Genomic DNA, 20,374 nt, shown 5'->3' with positions numbered 1-20,374 from the left:
CAAAACTTATACACATATCCACACCTATTATCTACATCTTGTGTCTGGCTATTCGTCCACCACAACATATATCGCAAACTCTTCGCAGTAGTTGCATTTTGTGGATAACTTTTCTTCTTCCGGTACAACTTCCATAATTGGAAACTTTCCTTGCTCCGCTACAAAAACGTCTAAGGCATGGTTTATATGAGTTTCGCAGCTATTAATATTCATTTCTATCCCAACTTTCAGCTTTTTATTTTGCACAAAGTTATTCACAAATTTTTAGATTTATCCACAAAGGGCGAATATAATAAAAAAACGGGCGTAATAGCTAGCTGTTAGCTATTATACCCGTTGTGGATAAGTTTTTCATAGGAATCTGTGTATAATTTTTATTATCAGAACGAGTTACCGTCTTTTAACACCATTTCAATTTCGAGCAATTGCCCATCGCGATACACTTTCATTTGCATCGTGTCGCCTACTTCCTTCGAAGTATACAAGTGTTTACGCAAGCTGACCATATCTTCAATTTTTTCGCCGTCCATCTCAACGATGACATCATACTGCTTCACGCCAGCAAGTTCAGCAGGCGAATTGATCATAACCTCATTGATAATAACCCCATCTGTTACATTCGTCGGTAATTTTAGCATTTCCCTTTGTTGCTGCGCAGGTATGCTTCTAAGATCGAGTAATGTAACGCCCATTGTTGGACGGTTTACTTTTCCTTGCTTTTCAAGTTGATCGATAATCGGTGTTGCAAGATTGACGGGAATGGCCAGTCCGATTCCTTCAACTGTTGCTTCCGATATTTTCATGGAATTAATGCCGATAAGCTGTCCACCAAGGTTAATCAATGCGCCTCCCGAGTTACCTGGGTTGATAGCAGCGTCGGTTTGTAGGACGTCTGCAAACCAATCTACTGTGCCATTCTCATCGAAATCAATTGGAATCGAACGATCTTTTCCAGATACAACACCGACGGTTACCGAACCTGAAAAACCAAGGCCAAGCGGGTTTCCAATCGCAATTACTGTTTCACCGCGTTTCAAAGCATCCGAATCCCCAAAATCAATAACTGTTTTAACAAGTTTAGCGTCAATTTCAATGACGGCTAAGTCAGTCCACATATCGCTGCCAATGATTTTTCCTGCCGTCTTTGAACCATCATCGAAAGTAATTTCAAGTTCTTGCGCACCTTCCACAACGTGGTGATTCGTGACGACGTAGGCTTTGTCACCTTGCTTCTTATAAATGACACCGGAACCAGAACCCGTTTCCCTCGTCGTTTCTACGGGCGACCAAGGATCACTATCCGTTTTTAAGTTCGTTACGCCAACAACTGAATCTACCACTTTTTCAACGATGTCTGTTACATCGCTAGTCACATCGAGGGATACACGATTTGTTGGCATAACGTCGGTCTTCTGCTCTGCACTATTCGTCTGCAGTTGTTCCTTTGTATTACTTTCACCTTGCATGATGAACCAAACAAGAAGCGCACCAATTCCAACGCCAATAAACCCTGATATGAAACCGCCTCTTCTTTTCGGAGGCTTTTGACTATTGCGCGATGTACTTTCCAGTACTGGAGCAGAAGGTTGTGGTCCTCCATTCATTTGATTCTGATTGTGTTCGTCCATACACCTCTCCCTTTCTACTGATGATGTCATTGTAGTTAACATTACCCTATTTCAGCCATTTCAAAAAATTAAAAGCGCAAGTGCCTGTTACAAATGAATGCAGCCTAAGTCCTGTAGGCCCGCGGCAATGTCTGCGTGACCCACGTCCTACGGGCCTCCGAGCCTCTAGCCGATGGAGTCTGGACGCGAAATCTCTCTGTAGCAGCTTATCCACAGTACGTGATTTTATAATTTCCTAGACAAATAAAAAACCTTACACTAGTAAGGTTTTTATACAATCCCTCGAAGGTAAGGCTAGAGACATTACTCTATACTGTGACAAGTTCGGTCGGCTGATCTGCATCCGTATCATAAAGATGAACAAATTCACCTGTCCTGATACCACATGTCTCAAGCGTCTGTGTAACACTCATCCTTGCAAGGTCTTTCATATTATTATCTTTACTCAAATGTGATAAATAAATTCTCGTATCTTTTTGATCGACAACTTCGCTCATTGCAACTGCAGCATCTTCATTGGATACATGTCCAACATCACTAAGAATTCGTCGTTTCACGGACCAAGGATAGCGCCCTACCTGCAACATGCTGACGTCATGGTTGCTTTCAAAGACAAAAGCATCTGCACCGCGGATGAACCCTTTCATCCTATCACTCACATAACCCGTGTCTGTAATGACCGCAAGTTTCCGACCATTCTCATGGAAAACGTAAAACATCGGATCAGCTGCGTCGTGTGAAACTGCAAATGACTGAACATCGAGTGAACCGAATGATTTCACTGTTTCCATATCAAATTGAAAACGCTGATCAAGCGGAATATTGCCCACAAGACCATCCATCGCCTGCCATGTTTTTTCATTAGCATAAATTGGCGTCCCGTATTTTCGTGCGACAACACCAATTCCTTTTATATGGTCACTATGCTCGTGTGTTACAAAAATACCGTCAATCTTTTTCATAGAACGATCAATGCCAGCCATTAAACTGTCCATCTTCTTCGCACTAAATCCCGCATCAACGAGAAAAGTATGTTCATCGCTCTCTATAAATACCGCATTGCCGCTACTGCCGCTTGCGAGGACACTAAAACGCATTACAAAAACCCCTTATTCATTCTCTTCTTCCAACGGTTCATGCTGTAATTCTATAATCATACCTTCAATTGCATTGATGAAGTAATCTTCTATTACTCCATCCTTTAATTCTACACGCACATGCCATGTCGGAGCAAACACTTGGGTTTCCGATACTTGAACATGTGTCGAATAACCGAGCTTCATATACTTTACTTTGGAACCTTGTTTCAAGTACCCACGTGAGTACAAATTACCGATTGCCTCTATAGGAGAAAGAAGATCTTTTTTACGATTAAAAGTGCCGAACTCTTCCAGCATACCTTGCTCGTAGTTTGTAACTTCCTTCTTCTCATTCCAATGCAATGTCAGCATCGCATTACGACTGAAATAAATAGGATTGTCCTTCACTTTCTGAAAAAGTAATGCTTGCCGCGTCTCTTCATTCACGGTCCATAGTTCGTACTCGGCGCCGTTTAATACGTACTTTGAAAGAACTTTCGTAAAATCAAAATCGCCTTTCTCATTCAGCACACTGACCGGATCATTCAATTCCGATTGAAGATATGTTTCGTCCGAAACCTCGACTATTTGATTTTCAAGTTTGTCTATCTGCTCATCTGTAAATATCATAGATCTTGCGGACATATAAAACTGATCATTTTTGTAGGGTGGCAGTTCGTCATACGTAACATTATCCATCTTCAGCAATTCTTCGATTGGTGTTTTCCCCATCACCTGGACATTTTGTGCATCTGTAAGCTTGTTCAAATAAAGATGGTAGAGGAAAACGTTTACTATTGAAAAGACAATAATGAATATTGTTTTCGACTTATTCCAATCCAATCAATTCACCTCCTAAACCTTCAGGTGAAAAGCGGCTCCAATTGCCGTTTATCAAGTAAAACCACGCCGGTTCCATGATGAATAGTCCTGGCTTATATTTCATAAAGTAACCCGGAGTAATTTCCTCGACAGCATCCAAGTCCAACATATCCGATTTTCTAAGCCTTTCAGCAATATCAGTGCCTGGTGGAAGAAGTTCAACTTCTGTTTTTGCTGGATATTGAGAATTAAGTCTATAGTACGGCCTGGCATAACTATATATCCGGTTTTTCCCCCACTTTTGAAGAATTTCAGCAGAAGAGCTGGAATCTGTATAGACAGGTAATCCGTTCAAATATAACCGAAATCGTACAAACCGGGTCTTCGCATCCATGTACGTAAATCTAAATTCGTCTGTCCATCCGCCATGTACGTTGACGAAGTTGATTGTATTTATTAGTAACTCTGAGGGAATTGCAAGCTCTCTACTATCTGCACTTGGAGAAACATATTTAAATGTTTTCTTCTCTGTATAAACATTCATCAATGCATGATCGTCGGCAAGTTCTTCATGATGAATTCCCACTTGGCTGTTCCGTACTGCATTTGCATCACTGAACAATGCATCACGGAATTTATTAATGGGTACTTCATCCTCAAGAAACGTGTACTTGATCGTTTCCACAGGCTCAGCTGAAACTACGAGATAGGAAGAACTATCAGGTTTTACTTCTTTATACTCTTGAAGCTCTCGCCCCTTTGTTAATATTGAATTATCGAGACTTTGATAATCCTCCGCCTTCACTTTTCCGCTATAAAGCTTCTTGTTTACTTTACTCACAAAGTAAACAGTCATCGCATTATTGTCTGGCTTCCACTCAACCACAATCTGGTTAAATGAAATTTCGGGCGTTGGTTCTTCAATTGTCAAAACGCTGTCATAGACAGACAAAGGGATTTCACTTTGAAAGAACACTGTAAACCGGTTAGGCTTCCGTAGAAATGTGCTTATATCCTCTGTTGTAAAGTTTTCATCCACCGGGGTAATGTCTGCTATTTTCCAATCTGTGATCTTATCCATAATACGGTCAATTTTATCTGAATCAGTCGTTCCTTTCAAAACGTCATCAAAGTTAAATAACACTTTATAAGGTTTTATAATTTCATCAATTTTCTTTTTACCACCTATAGAAATATCTACGGGCGGAAACTGCTCAATGGTTTCATATCGTGGTGAATACGTCCAAATAGAAAATGTAAGTATAATGCTGAGCGCCACAAGTAAGAAAAGTACGATTGATTTGACAGTTTCAACATATTTCAACCCCATTCACCGTCCTCCTGAAGTTCAAACGGCAACGTAAAGAATATTGTCGTCCCTTTTCCTTCTTCGCTTTCCGCCCATATTTCTCCTTCGTGCGCCACAATCATTTCACGAGCAATTGCCAGGCCTAGTCCTGTACCACCCATCGCACGGGATCTTGCACGATCTGCTCGATAGAATCTGTCAAAAATCCGTTTAACGTTCGCCTGTGGTATTCCCATGCCATCATCCGAAATCATTACTTTAATAAAGTCTTCGGACATTGTGATGCCAAAACGGATATTTCCGCCGTCCGGTGAATATTTTAATGCATTTGAAATAATATTATCTAGCACCTGAGTCATCTTATCCGTATCGATTTCAACAAACAACTCGGTGGAAGAGAGAAGGCGTATAAACTGGACTTCTTGAGACTTCGAAAACTCAAATCGATCAATGATTGATTTGAAAAAGTAATTGAATTCAACCCATTCTTTATTCAAATCATAATCTCTACTGTCCATGCGTGATAGCTTCAATAAATCGTTAACAAGGCGAATCATTCGCTCGGTTTCAGTCTGCGTTACGTGAAGGAAGGATGGTGCAATCTCCTCATTCTTCCATGCACCATCAGCAAGCGCCTCCAAGTAACTTCGCATTGTTGTCAGTGGTGTACGCAATTCGTGCGATACATTTGAAACAAATTCGCGCCTTTCCATGTCGATTTTCTCTTGTTCTGTATTGTCATGTAAGACAACAATAAGGCCATTCACAAAACCAGTTTCTCTTTGTGTAACGGAAAAGTTTGCCCGTAAAATATAAGGCTGATCTTCCGTACTAAAATCGAGTGCAATAGATTCTTTGACTTGGATTAAATCTTCAAATGCATATTCCTGCTCAAGTCCAAGAATGCTAGAAATCGGTCGGTTCAAAACCAAATCCCGTGTCAGTCTTAGCATCAGAAGAGCGGAGTCATTAATAAGGCTGACGCGACCTTTACGATCAGTTGCAATAACACCATCAGTCATATTCTCCAATACGGAAGCCAGTTTCCGCCGTTCACTTTCAGTTGATGACTGAGATTCTTGCAATTGGTTCGTTAAATGGTTAAAGGCGATTGCAAGTTGCCCCATTTCGTCATTTCCATAGACACGAACTTTTCGCGAGAAGTTTCCTTTCGCCATTGCTTGGGCCTGCCGTCTCATATCAGATATTGGTCTTGTCATCGTCTGTGCGATCAAAATGCCAAGAATGATTGTAATAGACAACGATACAGCTACTCCGCCGGCTAATATACGATTTACTTCATCAATTTGTTTAAACACCTTTTCAATATTTGCCTCGAGATAAAGTATGCCTTTTACTTCATCATCAACAACTATCGGAGTTGCACGAACCAAGATTCGGTTTCTTGTTTTTCGGTCCAGATTGATAATGTCATATTGAGCTTTCGATGCATTTGATTTTCTCACAATGTCGTCCGCTGAACGCTGCCCGACCATGGATAAATTATTTAAGGCCGATGTTGCAAGAATAATATTCCCAGCATTAATAACCCGGACTTCATTGATATCTTCCGATTTAAAGCCCGAAAGGACGTCCTGAAGACTCTTCTCAAGTGTCATCGGGTCGTCCGCGGCTCGTTTTTTTATCATTTCTTCACTCACACTGAATTCAACCAAACTCATCCTATCGGCAATTGATGTTGTGAAGTTTGTTTTCAGGGTCTGTTCGAGCTCGCGTGCAAAATAAAGCCCGATTATTTCCATTGCAATTAGAATTAGCATCACATAGATTAAGACAAATTTAACGTGGATAGATCGAAAAAAACCAACTTTTTGCATGACTGTTACTCCTGTTCCGGATCACGTAAGTAATAACCAACGCCACGCCTTGTCACAATCCACGTAGGATTACTTGGTGCATCTTCAATCTTTTCGCGCAAACGACGAATTGTCACATCTACAGTTCGTACATCTCCAAAGTAATCATAACCCCATACTGTTTGTAAGAGGTGCTCTCGCGTCATCACTTGTCCAATATGCTTCGAAAGATAGTGAAGAAGTTCAAATTCCCGATGTGTCAGTTCAATCTTTTCATCTCTTTTTAGAACAAGGTAAGCATCTGGCTGAATAATCAGGTTTCCAACTGTAATGTCATTTGTAGCACCTTCTTGTTCTTCCTCAACTGATTTCATATGACGGCGTAAATTTGCTTTCACACGCGCAATAAGCTCACGCGTTCCAAATGGCTTTGTGACATAATCATCTGCCCCAAGTTCCAAACCGAGTACTTTATCGATTTCTGAATCCTTCGCTGTTAGCATTATAATCGGAAAGTCATATTTCTTTCGAATTTCTCGGCATACTTCCATACCATCGCGCTTCGGAAGCATTATATCAAGAAGTACCAGATCTGGCTTAACTTCTTCTACCTTTTCAAGCGCTTCGTCTCCATCGTAAGCACAAAAAACAGTGAAACCTTCTTTTTTTAGATTAAATTCAAGTATATCGGCAATTGGTTTTTCGTCATCGACAATTAAAATTACTTTGTTTTGCATTTTCTCTTCCCCCATCTCGCCCTGTTGGCGCCTCTATCCGTGTCCTTTTACTCTATCATTCTTCCCGACGCTTCGCACCTTTCTGCTTTCAACTACAGGCAGGATAAATAGACCATATTTCTTTATCTCTACCGCTCTCACTATTTCCCGGGCAATATTCCTCGAATGGTGTCGAAATGATAAAAAAGGGACGATACAACATGTGTATCGTCCCTGGTTATCTATTTATCTTAGCACGCTCATAGGGTTTATATTAGTACCATTCTTGAATACTTCAAAATGAAGATGGACGCCCGTGGAACGGCCTGTCGACCCCATGACACCAATCTTTGTTCCCTGTGGTACAGTTTGTCCCTCGCTAACCTCAATCGATGAGAGATGTGCATACAAGGTTTCATAGCCGTTGTTATGTGTGATAACAACCCGATTGCCATATGTGCTATGCCGTCCTGTAGTTGTAACAACCCCATTATCTGCTGCTACAATCCCATATGAAGACGGACGTGCGATATCAATACCTTGATGCGTCCTCCCCCAGCGAGTCCCCATTTGACTAGATACATATCCTCCAGATGCAGGCCAAATGAATGTACCTGATCCTCTTGAAGGCATCACTTTTGTTCCGACAACCGTCACCTTGTCTACTGCTTCAACAATAATACTTTCATCAGAAACAGACCTACCTATCGTCTGACCGTTTCGTTTACGAATTAGTTCCGTAACAATTTTTTGCCCGTCGGAACCTTTCTTTGTCACTTTCTTTTCACCTTTGTATAAGGAACTATCTTCTTCAGTTAGAGTTGCGTATTTAATTGCTTCTTTTGTTTTCGTTTCGTAAAGGACTTCCACTTCTACATAAGGCTCAATTACCGTAACGTTAAGCTCGTCCCCTAGCCTAAGAAGCTTATCTACTGTAAAGCCCGGATTTAGTTCTAACAATTTAGTCGTTGCCATATTGTGGTCGGCGGCAATTGATCCAAGGACATCACCTGAACGTACTACATACTTCTTCTCTTCAAGTGTTCCCTTATTAAGAAGGACCATGGCCTCTTCTGTACTTCTTACCTCTTCTGGAGATACTTTCCCCGGTACTGCCTGCATCTCACCGCTTATTAAGATGTTTACGATACGCGTTTCATCTTCTTTCAAAGCGGGTATTGATTCAGTAGTAGCTGTGCGGGCTTCGAATTCATTAAGCTTCTTTTCAGAAACGGATTGTAATTTCAACTCGCGAATCACTTCATTATATGTGTTCATGTCATCAACGTAGAATGCCAGTTCTCCGTCGATTGAAACGCCTATTGCTTCAGCTTCAACGGACAGCGTGCCATGAAGTTTTTCTAGGACGATGTCATCGTCCGTTTCTGCTGTGAATACCCGCTCTGGAATCACTGACAAATCTGTTCCTATTGTAAGCGGAAGATTCTTAAATTCGGAGGCCACCTTTTGCAGCTCTTCTTCTTTCAATTCTTCCAGCTTTTCTTGATCGGCTATAACACCGACATACTCCCCTTTTGAATAGACATGGAATATAGTCAAGAGGCTATTACTTCCCTCCTCATTCGCAAAACCTGAATTTATCCCAAGTCCTGCTAACATTACTGTCATAACGAGGACTTTTTGAGTCTTTTTGAAAGGACGAATAAGTTTTGGTAATGCTTTCTTTGTTTCGCCCTGTTTATTTCTATTGAAAAACATATATGAAACTCCCTCCATATTTCAATCAGAAGACTGATATAGATCATTTATAGTGTGCAAATTTTTCACGCCTCTCTAATTTAACATATCCAATGCCATTCTTGTAGATTTCTAGGTCTTTGTAATGAGAATGTAGAATAGCATCCATTTATTAACTATTACTTTCTAATGATAGGGCGTTCTATTTGACTATCTACTTTTCATTGTCTCGACTTTGCAGCATCACTTTTAGGTATTTATCGACATAAAAGAAAGACGTCTTGTATACCGGGAGTCCCAGGTATCATAAGACGTCTTTCTCTATTTAATGTGATTATCTCCAGAGACTCGTAACACTGTTCGTGTTTATCCCGAATTAACGGGCAGTAAAACACCGAATGGTTAGGGCCAACAGGATGTTGGTTACTTAGGCTTTCCACAGGACGTGGCGCCTTTAGCCTAAGTTCTTTAAACAATCAGTGGGGGATGAAGAAAACACCCTCTGATTAAAGATTAACTTTATTAATAATCCGGCGATTCGTGCTGACTCCAGTCTATATTGACAAATTTATTGTATTCCTTTGCAAAGGCAAGAGTTACCGTACCCGTTGGACCATTCCGTTGTTTGGCTATTATAATTTCAATCATATTCTGATTTTCTGTTTCTTTATCATAATAGTCTTCACGGTAGAGGAACGAAACGATATCCGCATCTTGCTCAATACTCCCTGATTCCCGGAGATCGGACATCATCGGACGCTTATCCTGGCGTTGCTCAACGCCACGGGATAGCTGAGACAATGCAACTACTGGTACTTTCAATTCCCTTGCGAGTGATTTCAGCGACCGTGAGATTTCTGAAACCTCCTGCTGGCGGTTTTCACCGGGCTTACTCCCACTCCCTGCAATTAACTGCATATAGTCAATCATTATCATGCCCAGTCCGTGTTCCTGTTGCAAACGACGGCATTTTGAACGAATGTCATTGACACGGATACCTGGCGAGTCATCGATGAAAATACCAGCATTTGATAGGCTGCCCATTGCCATCGTAAGTTTACGCCAGTCTTCCGCTTCGAGGGCACCTGTCCGAAGTACCTGTGCATCAATATTGCCTTCCGCACAAAGCATACGCATAACAAGCTGTTCCGCCCCCATCTCCAGACTGAAGATAGCGACGTTTTCATCTGTTTTCGTCGCGACGTTTTGCGCCACGTTTAATGCAAATGCCGTTTTACCTACCGATGGACGCGCAGCAACAATAATTAAGTCGTTGCGCTGAAAACCGGCTGTGATTTTATCTAAATCCCGGAAACCTGTTGGGATACCTGTAACGTCACCTTTTTTCGTATGAAGAAGTTCGATACTATCATACGTTTCAACAAGGACGTCTTTAATATGACGAAAGTCCCCAGCATTTTTCCGGTTGGATACTTCCATCATTTTCTTTTCTGCTTCGGCTAAGAGGGCTTCCACTTCATCCTCCCGCGCATAGCCGTCTTCAACAATTGAAGTAGCCACACGGATAAGACGTCGTAGAAGTGCTTTCTCTTCGACGATACGTGCATAATGCACAATGTTTGCCGCTGTTGGAACTGAGTTGGCAATTTCCATCAAATACGAAATACCGCCGACATCTTCTAGTTCTTTTTTAGCAGATAGTTCTTCCGTAACCGTAACAACGTCAATTGCCTGACCTTTGTCACTCAGAATTATCATCGTTCGGAAGATTTTCTCATGCGCCATCCTGTAGAAATCTTCTGGCATAAGAAGTTCTGCCGCCGTAATGAGCGCTTGTGGTTCAAGGAAAATTGCTCCGATAACCGCCTGCTCCGCTTCATTATTATGTGGTGGGACGCGATCAATCATCTGATTCATCTACCCAATCTCTCCTTATCATTCTTCTACTACATGTACTTTAAGTGTAGCTGTCACGTCCGGGTGAATTCTGATTGGAACATTCGTGAAGCCAAGTGCTCGAATTGCATCCGGTAATTCCATTTTACGACGGTCTACTTTAATACCTTCAGTTTTATTTAATGCTTCAGCAATTTGTTTTGTTGTAATTGAACCAAATAGCCTTCCGCCTTCGCCTGACTTAGCTTTCATTTCAACCGTAATTTTATCAATTTGTTCTTTTAGCACTTTTGCTTCTGCCAATTCTTCAGCGGCATCTTTCGCAACTCGGTTTTTTTGGCCTTCAAGTCTGCTGATATTACCTGGTGTTGCTTCAACCGCCAAATTGTTTTTCAGTAGGAAGTTTTGTGCATACCCTACAGATACTTCTTTCACATCACCTTTTGCCCCAATACTTTTTACGTCTTTCAATAAGATCACTTTCATTATGAATTTCCCCTTTCTATCTTTGTATTCAATATAGCCGTTAGCATTTCTTTTGCTTCTTCCACCGATTCAACATCGAGCTGACATGCGGCGTTGGTCAAATGGCCGCCGCCTCCAAGTTCCTCCATGATGAGCTGAACATTCAATTCACCGAGAGAACGGGCGCTTATTCCTATTTTACCATCTGCACGGCATGCAATGACAAATGAAGCCGCAACACCTTGCATTGTAAGAAGAATATCAGCCGTTTGAGCTATCAAAACTGCGCCATAAACAACTTGGTCCTGTCCTTTTGCAATGGCGATACCTGAGTCCGACAATTCAACGGTTTCAATCAATTTAGATCTCAGGACATAAGTAGCGATATCCTCTTTTAACAGTCGCTGAACTAGTATTGTATCTGCTCCATTGGTTCGCAAATAAGATGCCGCTTCGAACGTCCTTGCCCCTGTGCGTAGTGTGAAGCTTTTCGTATCGACGATAATACCCGCAAGGAGGGCAGTCGATTCGAGCATCGTAAGTTTTTCTTGTTTCGGTTGGTATTCAATTAATTCGGTAACGAGCTCTGCAGTGGATGACGCGTATGGTTCCATGTAGACAAGCATCGTGTTCTTGATGAACTCTTCTCCACGTCGATGGTGATCGATGACGACAACCTTCTCAGCTTTATCGATGACTCGTTCATCAATGACCATACTTGGTTTATGCGTATCAACGACGATAATCAATGATTTCTCTGTAATCATTGTAAGGGCCTCATCGGGCGTGATGAATTGATTGAACAGATCCGTATCGCGCCTAATTTCATCCATGAGCCGTGTGACGCTTCCGTCTAGTTCATTGAAGTTGACAACTACATATCCCACAACATTATTCTTGCGGGCCATTTTCCGAACACCAATTGCTGCACCGATTGCGTCCATATCAGGCATTTTGTGGCCCATGATAAATACTTTATCACTGCCTTGGATAAGATCTCGCAAAGCATGTGAAATAACTCTTGCGCGAACACGGGTCCTTTTTTCAACGGGGTTCGTTTTCCCTCCGTAGAATTTCAACTTTCCGTCAGAACGCTTAATGGCCACTTGGTCACCACCACGTCCGAGCACAAGATCTAAACTCGACTGTGCCAGTTCACCCAACTCGATTAATGAAGTAGACCCCACACCCACACCAATACTGAGTGTCAGTGCCGTACTCTGCTTAGCAGTTGTTTCACGAATGTCATCTAAAATTGAGAACTTTGTTTTTTCCAAATTGGCCAATGTAGCTTCGTTAAATACAGCCAGAAAACGATCAGTCGCAATTCGTTTCACAAAGATCCCATTCGTTGTTCCCCAGCTATTTATAAGTGAGGTCACTAGGGAATTAAGCTGACTTCTTGTCTGATCATCCATCGCCTGAGATACTTCATCATAATTATCTACAAGAATAATACCGAGAACCGTACGGTCTGCATAATAAAGAGTCTCCATCACTAGTTGCTCCGTAATATCAAATAAATAAATAAGTTTCTCTTCTGCTTTATAAAAGACCTTATACGACTGTTCTCCAATCGTCAAAACATTGTTCTCTACTTTTTCACTTTTTAAAATCGCATGAAATTGTCCAGATAGATCGAACAAATCATCGCCGATAAGCGTTTCCTGATGTGCAAATACTTTTGCCGCATACGGGTTTGCCCACTCAACAATGTTTTTTTCATTAATGAGGATGATTCCAATCGGCAATTCAAGAAGTGCTTCTTCTCCGACTTTCTTCACCCTGTGCGACAACGTCTCAATATGTTTCTCTGTTTCGATATAAGTCTGTTCTTCCATTTTCCATGCAAATCCCATTGAAACCATAAATAAGACGGAGAAAAGAAGTCCGGCCCAAAACTGGAATAAGAGCAGGAGCACTGCCGCCATCATGCCCAGAATCGACAATACTGTCAACGGATACCGTATTGCCCTTTTTCTAAAAAACGACGTCATTGTTCCACCCCCTTACTTCGACTTGTCTTTTCTAAGCCAGGCACGTATATTCACTCCCGTATCAAGTATCCCAAGCATCGTTGTTATCGGGGCCAGCATTAATGCAAAAATCGTGGCAACAACTGTCGCTACTTTCGGTAACTTCATTTCATTTACATAGTAATGGATAAGTGAAACACCTTGCAATAGAAACAAGAATCTTAAAACGGTAGTCGCATTGACGGTAATCAGGTATAGATTTGTCCCCGGCTTCACATCTGCAAAGAGCGTAATAAGAAGTATTGCCCCGTACAAGATCACTGCAATCATTGGCAACTTCATTTCCCGGAATGGCGGAAATTTGGGTACTTCAAATCCCAGTCGCTTGGCAACTCCAAGGTTTAACGAGAGAAGAATGAAAGCTAACATGAAAATACTTATGATAAAGATAGATGGAATTGTATATTCGTACATCTGGAACGTTGTTGTAACGGCTTCATCATAGCCGTCGGGTAAGCCGCCGTAGTTAGCCATGAACGACTTCATCTGCTCTTTAGTATCTCCCATAACCATCATTAACTCGTCAATCATATTAAATCCGAAGAATAGGACAGCACCAACATAAATACCCATCCCAGTGATAAGCAGGGTGAGCCCAGAAGCCATGAAGATATATAACTTTGATTTGCCCATCATAATGGTTTCCCCAATAATGAATCCAAGAACCCCGTAGACGAAAGCGAATGGCACCAGTAGAATGCCTCCGATTAGTAGTGACAACACGACGCCAGTCGCCAATGTAAGAAGTGACGAGGTCCGGTCGTATTTCAATCTATACAAAATAATCGGTAACGGAATGAAGAACATGGTGACATTTCCGAGAAATGGCGTATATAACGATACTGCAAGCAAGATTGCAAATAACGCAATCATCATTGCCCCGTACGTAATTTTTCTTGCGTTATCTTGCATAATATATATTCCTCCGGTCTTTCGTTGGACGACTAATTCTATCCATACCTAAACTTAAAATCACTATGGATAGTTGCTTCAATTGTATCATGATTATTGTTTTTAAACCAAACCAAGAACATATGTACTTCTTTTGTTCGAATAAAAAGACCGCCCCCATACCGGTTGTGTCGGTCTGACGAGGCGGTCTATCTAAATAAAATTATCTTTCTTCCGAACTGAATGGAAGAAGTGCCATGATACGTGAGCGTTTGATTGCAAGTGTCAGTTTACGCTGATACTTCGCACTTGTACCAGTTACCCGGCGAGGCAAGATTTTTCCACGCTCAGAAATAAATTTCTTAAGCATATCTGTATCTTTATAATCGATTTTAGTAATGTTGTTTGATGTGAAATAACAAACCTTACGGCGTCTCTTTCCTCCACGACGTGGTGCCATAGTTGTTCCCCTCCTTACTTAATTATCATTCGGCTTTCGATAAGCGGCGCATTGCGTTGTCAACTTCGCTCATTCACATCCTCACGTGCCAAAGCACGCTCCGGTGTTCACTCACTCGTTTCCTAGCACTGCTTGCTTCTCAAAACCCTCATAATGACGGGTTGATCATTAGAACGGCAGATCGTCGTCCGATACTTCTATCGGACCTCCACCTGTCGAGAATGGATCATCGTCAGTACGTGTGTAATTTTGCTGATTAGGCTGTTGATATTGCTGATTTGATTGTTGGTATTGTTGGTTTGACTGCTGATTCTGATAGCTCGGTTGCTCGCTTTGTTGAGAACCTTGGTAAGGTGCCCCACCGCCAGCTCCCGATCTATTTTCGCCAGATGCATTACGCGGTTCAAGAAACTGCGTGCTGTCTGCTACAACTTCTGTAGTATAAACACGCTTTCCATCTTGTCCTTCAAAGCTACCCGTCTGAATACGGCCATCTACTCCGACAAGACTTCCCTTTTTCAAGAAGTTTGCAACGTTTTCAGCCTGTTTTCTCCAAGCAACACAACTAACGAAATCAGCTTCTCTTTCGCCCGAAGCGCTTTGAAAAGCTCGGTTTACTGCTAACGTAAAACGTGTCACAGCAATACCAGTTTGTGTATACTTGAGTTCAGGATCTTTTGTCAATCGCCCTACTAAAACAACTCGGTTAATCATTATAATTCAACCTCCCTCATCATTTTGTAAGTTTCACCTGTTCATTATTTATATATGGATTAGTCTTCAATACGAACAGTCATATGACGAATGATATCTTCGTTGATGTTCGCAAGACGTGTAAATTCATCGATTGCTTTAGTTTCTGAATTCAACTTAATTAGTTGATAGAAACCTTCACGTAGATCGTCGATTTCGTAAGCAAGACGACGCTTGCCCCACTCTTTCGACTCGATGTTTTCTGCACCATTAGAAAGAAGAACTTCGTCAAAACGTTCAATCAACGCTTTTTTCGCTTCATCTTCTACTGTTGGGCGGATAATGTACATAATTTCGTACTTTCTCATCTGTAGTCACCTCCTTATGGACTTGGGCCCTGCTGATGTCAGCGGGCAAGGAGTAAGTAAATATATTACTCACATCAGTATATATTAGCACAGTTCCATTCATCTTTCAACTATTTTCTTGTATACTTTTGAATAGAGGTGATTTTCATTGAATGGATTTCCTGTACCTGACAAAATAATTGCGATTGATTTACCAAAAGTGGCTAAGAATAGCCTAATAATAACTGCAAGTGCTCTCCTTTCATTATGGGTCCTTAAAATCATTATTGAAAAGGAATTTTCATTTTCACTCAATGTCTGGACAGTTGTTTTTTTCATTGTAGGCTATCTCCTACTAATCATTCTTCATGAATTATTTCATCTGCTTGGTTTCCGTGTATTTGGAGGCGTTTCGTGGAAAAAGATGATTGTCGGAGTCAATCTAAAAATGGGCATTGCCTATGCAACAACTGACCAACTTATGACAAATCATGCTATCCGGAAAGCCCTACTGCTTCCCTTTTGGATGACAGGAATTGTTCCAGCCTTTATTGGTCTTTATATTGGAAGTGGTTTGCTAGTGAGCCTGTCTGCTTTATTAATAGGCGGGGCAGCTGGCGACTTCGCTATGTATAAGGAGTTGAAAGAACTGCCCGACGATTGGGTTGTGAAAGATGACCCCGAATTGCCGAGGCTCTATGTCTATTCGCCTGAAAAGTTGAATGAGTTGGAGATTTAAAAAAGCGATTCCAGAATGTAACAATCTGGAATCGCTTTTTCATTAAATTCGCCGCTGGCATAACTTAACCTGCGGCGGACTTCTGCCGAATCAAGTTAAACGTTAAAACGGAACAGCATAACGTCGCCGTCTTTAACAATATATTCCTTGCCTTCAAGACGAACTTTTCCTGCCTCTTTGGCAGCAGCCATTGATCCTGTTGCAACTAGGTCATCATACGCAACCGTTTCGGCACGGATAAAACCGCGTTCGAAGTCAGTATGAATGATTCCAGCACATTGCGGTGCTTTCATGCCTTTACGGAATGTCCACGCACGAACTTCTTGTACGCCTGCCGTGAAGTATGTTGCAAAGCCAAGAAGCTTATAAGATGCTTTAATAAGTTGATCGAGACCTGATTCCTTGATACCCAACTCTTCAAGGAACATCGCCTTTTCATCATCCTCAAGTTCAGCCATTTCTTCTTCAATTTTTGCACAGACAACAATTACTTGCGCATTATCTTTTTCTGCAAACGCACGGACAGCTTTAACATTCTCATTATTGTCCGCATCTGCAACTTCATCTTCCGCAACGTTTGCTACATAAAGCATCGGTTTAATCGTCAGAAGGTTCATCCCTTTTGCAAGGATAAATTCCTCATCAGTAAACTCAACAGAACGTGCAGGTTTTTCGTTTTCGAATGCTTCTCTTAATTTAATCAAGATTGGCTCTTCTGCAATTGCCACTTTATCTTTCTGTTTTACCATTTTTGTAACACGTGCCAAGCGCTTTTCAACAGCTTCCATATCTGCAAGGATCAATTCAAGATTGATAATTTCAATGTCATCAATTGGATTGACTTTTCCAGCCACATGTGTAATATTTTCGTCTACGAAGCAACGGACAACTTGACAGATTGCATCCACTTCACGGATGTGCATAAGGAATTTGTTCCCTAGCCCTTCTCCTTTGCTTGCTCCTTCAACGATTCCCGCTATATCAGTAAATTCAAATGCAGTCGGTACTGTCTTTTTAGGTACTACTAGTTCTGTAAGCTTATCTAGTCTTTCATCAGGTACTTCAACGATTCCGACGTTCGGATCAATTGTACAGAACGGATAGTTTGCCGCCTCTGCCCCCGCTTTTGTAATTGCATTGAATAGTGTAGATTTACCTACGTTTGGTAGACCGACGATTCCAGCTGTTAATGCCATTCGTTCCACAACCTTTCATTTATATGTTCATTCATTCACTCATACATTCTATATGCAACTCTTCCATTATAAGGACAGCAGGCCTAGTTGTCCATCCGCTAGTGGAATGCAACCTAAGTTTACTGCATGGCCTACATCACGCAAACCAGCATCATGAATGTTTTAATAAATTACATTTCTGCTTTAACAAGTACTTTTTTCATCTTCTTGGCAAATTCATTGCGTGGAATCATGACGCTGTGACTGCATCCTTCACACTTTATTCTAACATCTGCTCCCATTCGAATAATTTTCCAAGAGTTTGTTCCGCATGGATGTTGTTTTTTCATTTCTACAACGTCGTTTAATCCGAATAGTTTTTCCGTCACCTATATACACCTCACTTTTTGGGTTGGTACATGACCATTTTAGGATATGGTATTTCGATGTCGTTCATATCCAGAAAAATTTTCAAATCCCTGCGAAGATTTCTTGCAATTGCATACTGCATAACTGGCTGTGTTTCTGCCGTAATTCTCATGACGATTTCCGACGTACCCAGGTCCTGTATACCTACTATGGTAGGCTGGGATATCAGCGCTTCATACCCCTCCGATAAGCCAGCTAAAAAATTCTCCAATAATTTTTCTGTTTTTAGTATATCTGTTTCATATGCCAATCTAATATCCAGGATTGCTAATGAATTATTGACCGAGTAGTTAACAACCTCTGAAATATTTCCATTCGGGATAATATGTATCTCCCCGCCATATGCGCTTACTTTAGTCGTACGTAGACCAATTTCTTCGACTGTTCCAACTGCCGCATTGATTTGAACATAATCGCCGACTGAAAATTGATCTTCAAAAATGATGAAGAACCCACTAATGATGTCCTTCACGAGACTTTGGGCACCAAAACCTACTGCCAAGCCCAATACTCCAGCCCCCGCAAGAATTCCTGCAACATTGATTGTAAAAGCAGAAAGGATTGCTAATATTGCTGCGAAATAGACGACATATGACAATGTGTTTTGAAGAAGCTTAACCAATGTTGTTTCGCGGCGCTCTGTATGGAGCGAGGCACCTTTCAGCTTCACCTTGAATGCGCGGCTAATAACGCTTTTACCTATTTTTACAACAATGATGGATAGCAGAATAATGAAGAAAACTTTAAGTCCCAGCTTACCAATATCAATCCAAGTTTCTGAACTAAATAGTATGTTACCTACTTCTTCAACTTCTTCTTTTAACTTTGTAATGTCTTCATTTATGGTTACTGCCACAATCCTCTTCCTTTCGTATAATAAATCACTTGCAAGCGTAGACTGAGTTATAAAAAAAGAAATGGAGTTTTTTCATGCGATCTACTCTTTCTACACCATATGATTATCGCATTCACCATAAGGAAACGGGTGCCGTTTGGAAACTCAGTTCATTATTCCTCCAGCACATTCCATTCGAAACCCAAGACCTCATTTTTTTCTGTATCGGGACCGATCGATCTACCGGTGACTCGCTAGGACCACTAACTGGTTCTTTCCTATCCGAGTCTCCCCTGTTCCCGTTCACTGTAATCGGTACATTGGAAAGTCCATTACATGCTTTAAATCTGCAACAACGTATAGATGAAACCAAACTCACTAATCCCTCCGCTTTCATCGTAGCGATCGATGCCTGCCTGGGACAAGTCAGTTCTATTGGTCAGTTGCTTTTTAATAGCGGGCCTATACACCCTGGCAAAGCGGTCGGTAAAGATCTGCCCCCTGTTGGAGACGTATCCATAAAAGGAATCGTCAATATTGCTGGGTTCATGGAACACGCCGTTTTGCAAAGTACCCGTCTCTACCTTCCATATGAGATGAGTCGCACTATCGCTCGGGCATTGCAACTTGCACACGGGCGACGCAAGTCAAAAGAAGTGCACGATAGTAACAGCAACTCCAACAACAAGGATACCCGGAATCAGATTGGCAACTCTCACTTTAGTCAAACCAATTAAATTTAAACCAATAGCCAAAATCATCAATCCGCCTGTCGCTGTCATTTCAGAGATGAAGAAGTTCAGTAAATCGTCTGGAACAAAGCGACTTATTTGAGTGGAGAATAACGTGATGATTCCTTGATAAAGTAATACAGGAATCGCAGCAAATGCGACGCCAATGCCTAATGTTGAGCTTAAAATGATGGCAGTAAAACCATCAATAATCCCTTTCATGACAAGAACATCATGATCATTTCTTAGCCCACTATCGATAGCGCCAATGATGGCCATCGATCCAACAACAAAAATCAACGTGGCTGTCACAAATCCTTGCGCAATACCCGGACCTTTATCACTCGCTGGTATCTTGCTTTCCATCCAGTGGCCCAAATCATTCACTTTCTTATCAAGATCCATCCACTCACCAATGACTGCGCCTATAACGATACTAATAATAACAATCAGGATTTGCGTACTTTCAAATGTCATTTGTATGCCAATAACAGCAACCGCAAGTCCAATTCCATACATGACAGTTTCTTTCATCCGCTCGGGTATATTATGCAAAAATCGACCAATGAACGCGCCTACAATTATTAAAAGTACGTTTATAATTGTTCCAAATAAAATCATCTTTTCACTTCCTCTTAATCAAATAC

General features: G+C 41.3%; 21 protein-coding genes. 2 read left to right on the top strand and 19 right to left on the bottom strand.

Annotated elements, in window-relative coordinates; all coding sequences use genetic code 11:
- Positions 1 to 48 precede the first annotated feature (48 nt).
- The 15 genes from H2672_RS12710 to rpsF all read right to left on the bottom strand — a co-directional run bounded on the left by H2672_RS12710 (position 49) and on the right by rpsF (position 15,839).
- On the bottom strand, positions 49 to 213 hold the full coding sequence (locus tag H2672_RS12710; protein WP_186672039.1) for a CxxH/CxxC protein: 165 nt from the start codon (positions 211 to 213) through the stop codon (positions 49 to 51).
- A gap of 167 nt (positions 214 to 380) precedes the next feature.
- The gene (locus H2672_RS12705; RefSeq protein WP_186671924.1) at positions 381 to 1,628 is read right to left on the bottom strand and encodes a S1C family serine protease; all 1,248 of its coding nucleotides are present in this window, start codon (positions 1,626 to 1,628) and stop codon (positions 381 to 383) included.
- Positions 1,629 to 1,936: 308 nt separating this feature from the next.
- A complete protein-coding gene (locus H2672_RS12700) occupies positions 1,937 to 2,725 on the bottom strand; it encodes an MBL fold metallo-hydrolase (protein WP_186671922.1) in 789 nt (262 codons plus the stop codon).
- A 12-nt stretch (positions 2,726 to 2,737) separates the two neighbouring features.
- Complete coding sequence (locus H2672_RS12695; RefSeq protein WP_186671919.1) at positions 2,738 to 3,550, bottom strand: two-component system regulatory protein YycI; 813 nt, start codon at positions 3,548 to 3,550, stop codon at positions 2,738 to 2,740.
- Positions 3,537 to 4,859: a YycH family regulatory protein gene (locus tag H2672_RS12690; protein ID WP_186671917.1), complete on the bottom strand. Its 1,323-nt coding sequence runs from the start codon at positions 4,857 to 4,859 to the stop codon at positions 3,537 to 3,539. The genes H2672_RS12695 and H2672_RS12690 overlap by 14 nt, the downstream gene beginning before the upstream one ends.
- Positions 4,850 to 6,676, bottom strand: a complete 1,827-nt coding sequence (gene walK / locus H2672_RS12685) for a cell wall metabolism sensor histidine kinase WalK (RefSeq protein WP_186671915.1) — start codon at positions 6,674 to 6,676, stop codon at positions 4,850 to 4,852. Before walK ends, H2672_RS12690 begins: the two co-directional genes overlap by 10 nt.
- A 5-nt stretch (positions 6,677 to 6,681) precedes the next feature.
- The gene (gene yycF, locus H2672_RS12680) at positions 6,682 to 7,392 is read right to left on the bottom strand and encodes a response regulator YycF (RefSeq protein ID WP_067204140.1); all 711 of its coding nucleotides are present in this window, start codon (positions 7,390 to 7,392) and stop codon (positions 6,682 to 6,684) included.
- A 225-nt stretch (positions 7,393 to 7,617) separates the two neighbouring features.
- Positions 7,618 to 9,090 (bottom strand): M23 family metallopeptidase, encoded by a 1,473-nt coding sequence (locus H2672_RS12675; protein WP_186671913.1) that lies wholly within the window; start codon positions 9,088 to 9,090, stop codon positions 7,618 to 7,620.
- A gap of 501 nt (positions 9,091 to 9,591) precedes the next feature.
- Positions 9,592 to 10,947, bottom strand: coding sequence for a replicative DNA helicase (gene dnaB / locus H2672_RS12670; protein WP_186671911.1), 1,356 nt, complete (start codon positions 10,945 to 10,947; stop codon positions 9,592 to 9,594).
- Positions 10,948 to 10,965: 18 nt separating this feature from the next.
- Positions 10,966 to 11,412: a 50S ribosomal protein L9 gene (gene rplI, locus H2672_RS12665; RefSeq protein ID WP_186671909.1), complete on the bottom strand. Its 447-nt coding sequence runs from the start codon at positions 11,410 to 11,412 to the stop codon at positions 10,966 to 10,968.
- Positions 11,412 to 13,388: a DHH family phosphoesterase gene (locus H2672_RS12660; protein ID WP_186671907.1), complete on the bottom strand. Its 1,977-nt coding sequence runs from the start codon at positions 13,386 to 13,388 to the stop codon at positions 11,412 to 11,414. Before H2672_RS12660 ends, rplI begins: the two co-directional genes overlap by 1 nt.
- 12 nt (positions 13,389 to 13,400) lie before the next feature.
- Positions 13,401 to 14,339 (bottom strand): YybS family protein, encoded by a 939-nt coding sequence (locus H2672_RS12655; protein WP_186671905.1) that lies wholly within the window; start codon positions 14,337 to 14,339, stop codon positions 13,401 to 13,403.
- Positions 14,340 to 14,541: 202 nt separating this feature from the next.
- Positions 14,542 to 14,778 carry a 30S ribosomal protein S18 gene (rpsR, locus tag H2672_RS12650; RefSeq protein ID WP_067204122.1) on the bottom strand — a complete coding sequence of 79 codons (237 nt, stop codon included), beginning with the start codon at positions 14,776 to 14,778 and terminating at the stop codon, positions 14,542 to 14,544.
- A gap of 168 nt (positions 14,779 to 14,946) precedes the next feature.
- Positions 14,947 to 15,492, bottom strand: coding sequence for a single-stranded DNA-binding protein (gene ssb, locus H2672_RS12645; protein ID WP_186671903.1), 546 nt, complete (start codon positions 15,490 to 15,492; stop codon positions 14,947 to 14,949).
- A 59-nt stretch (positions 15,493 to 15,551) separates the two neighbouring features.
- Complete coding sequence (gene rpsF / locus H2672_RS12640) at positions 15,552 to 15,839, bottom strand: 30S ribosomal protein S6 (protein ID WP_186671901.1); 288 nt, start codon at positions 15,837 to 15,839, stop codon at positions 15,552 to 15,554.
- Between the two features lie 148 nt (positions 15,840 to 15,987).
- Here rpsF and H2672_RS12635 point away from each other — a divergent pair, with 148 nt between their 5' ends.
- Positions 15,988 to 16,557: a DUF3267 domain-containing protein gene (locus H2672_RS12635; RefSeq protein WP_222439389.1), complete on the top strand. Its 570-nt coding sequence runs from the start codon at positions 15,988 to 15,990 to the stop codon at positions 16,555 to 16,557.
- 95 nt (positions 16,558 to 16,652) lie between these two features.
- Here the strand turns inward: H2672_RS12635 and ychF are convergent, their stop codons facing one another.
- The 3 genes from ychF to H2672_RS12620 all read right to left on the bottom strand — a co-directional run bounded on the left by ychF (position 16,653) and on the right by H2672_RS12620 (position 19,017).
- Complete coding sequence (gene ychF / locus H2672_RS12630; RefSeq protein ID WP_186671899.1) at positions 16,653 to 17,753, bottom strand: redox-regulated ATPase YchF; 1,101 nt, start codon at positions 17,751 to 17,753, stop codon at positions 16,653 to 16,655.
- 170 nt (positions 17,754 to 17,923) lie between these two features.
- On the bottom strand, positions 17,924 to 18,121 hold the full coding sequence (locus tag H2672_RS12625; protein ID WP_186671897.1) for a DUF951 family protein: 198 nt from the start codon (positions 18,119 to 18,121) through the stop codon (positions 17,924 to 17,926).
- Between the two features lie 11 nt (positions 18,122 to 18,132).
- Positions 18,133 to 19,017 (bottom strand): mechanosensitive ion channel family protein, encoded by an 885-nt coding sequence (locus H2672_RS12620; protein WP_370569645.1) that lies wholly within the window; start codon positions 19,015 to 19,017, stop codon positions 18,133 to 18,135.
- A 74-nt stretch (positions 19,018 to 19,091) separates the two neighbouring features.
- Between H2672_RS12620 and yyaC the strand changes: the two genes are divergently transcribed.
- Positions 19,092 to 19,733 carry a spore protease YyaC gene (gene yyaC, locus H2672_RS12615; protein ID WP_186671894.1) on the top strand — a complete coding sequence of 214 codons (642 nt, stop codon included), beginning with the start codon at positions 19,092 to 19,094 and terminating at the stop codon, positions 19,731 to 19,733.
- On the opposite strand, the gene H2672_RS12610 is transcribed toward yyaC, so the two are convergent.
- The gene (locus H2672_RS12610) at positions 19,644 to 20,348 is read right to left on the bottom strand and encodes a DUF554 domain-containing protein (RefSeq protein ID WP_186671892.1); all 705 of its coding nucleotides are present in this window, start codon (positions 20,346 to 20,348) and stop codon (positions 19,644 to 19,646) included. The two genes, yyaC and H2672_RS12610, sit on opposite strands and share 90 nt — an antisense overlap.
- Between the last annotated feature and the right edge of the window lie 26 nt (positions 20,349 to 20,374).

Source organism: Sporosarcina sp. BP05 (assembly GCF_014282005.1).
Lineage (GTDB): Bacteria > Bacillota > Bacilli > Bacillales_A > Planococcaceae > Sporosarcina.
Note: the sequence above shows the minus strand (reverse complement) of the source record. Positions and strands in the feature narration are given on the sequence as shown.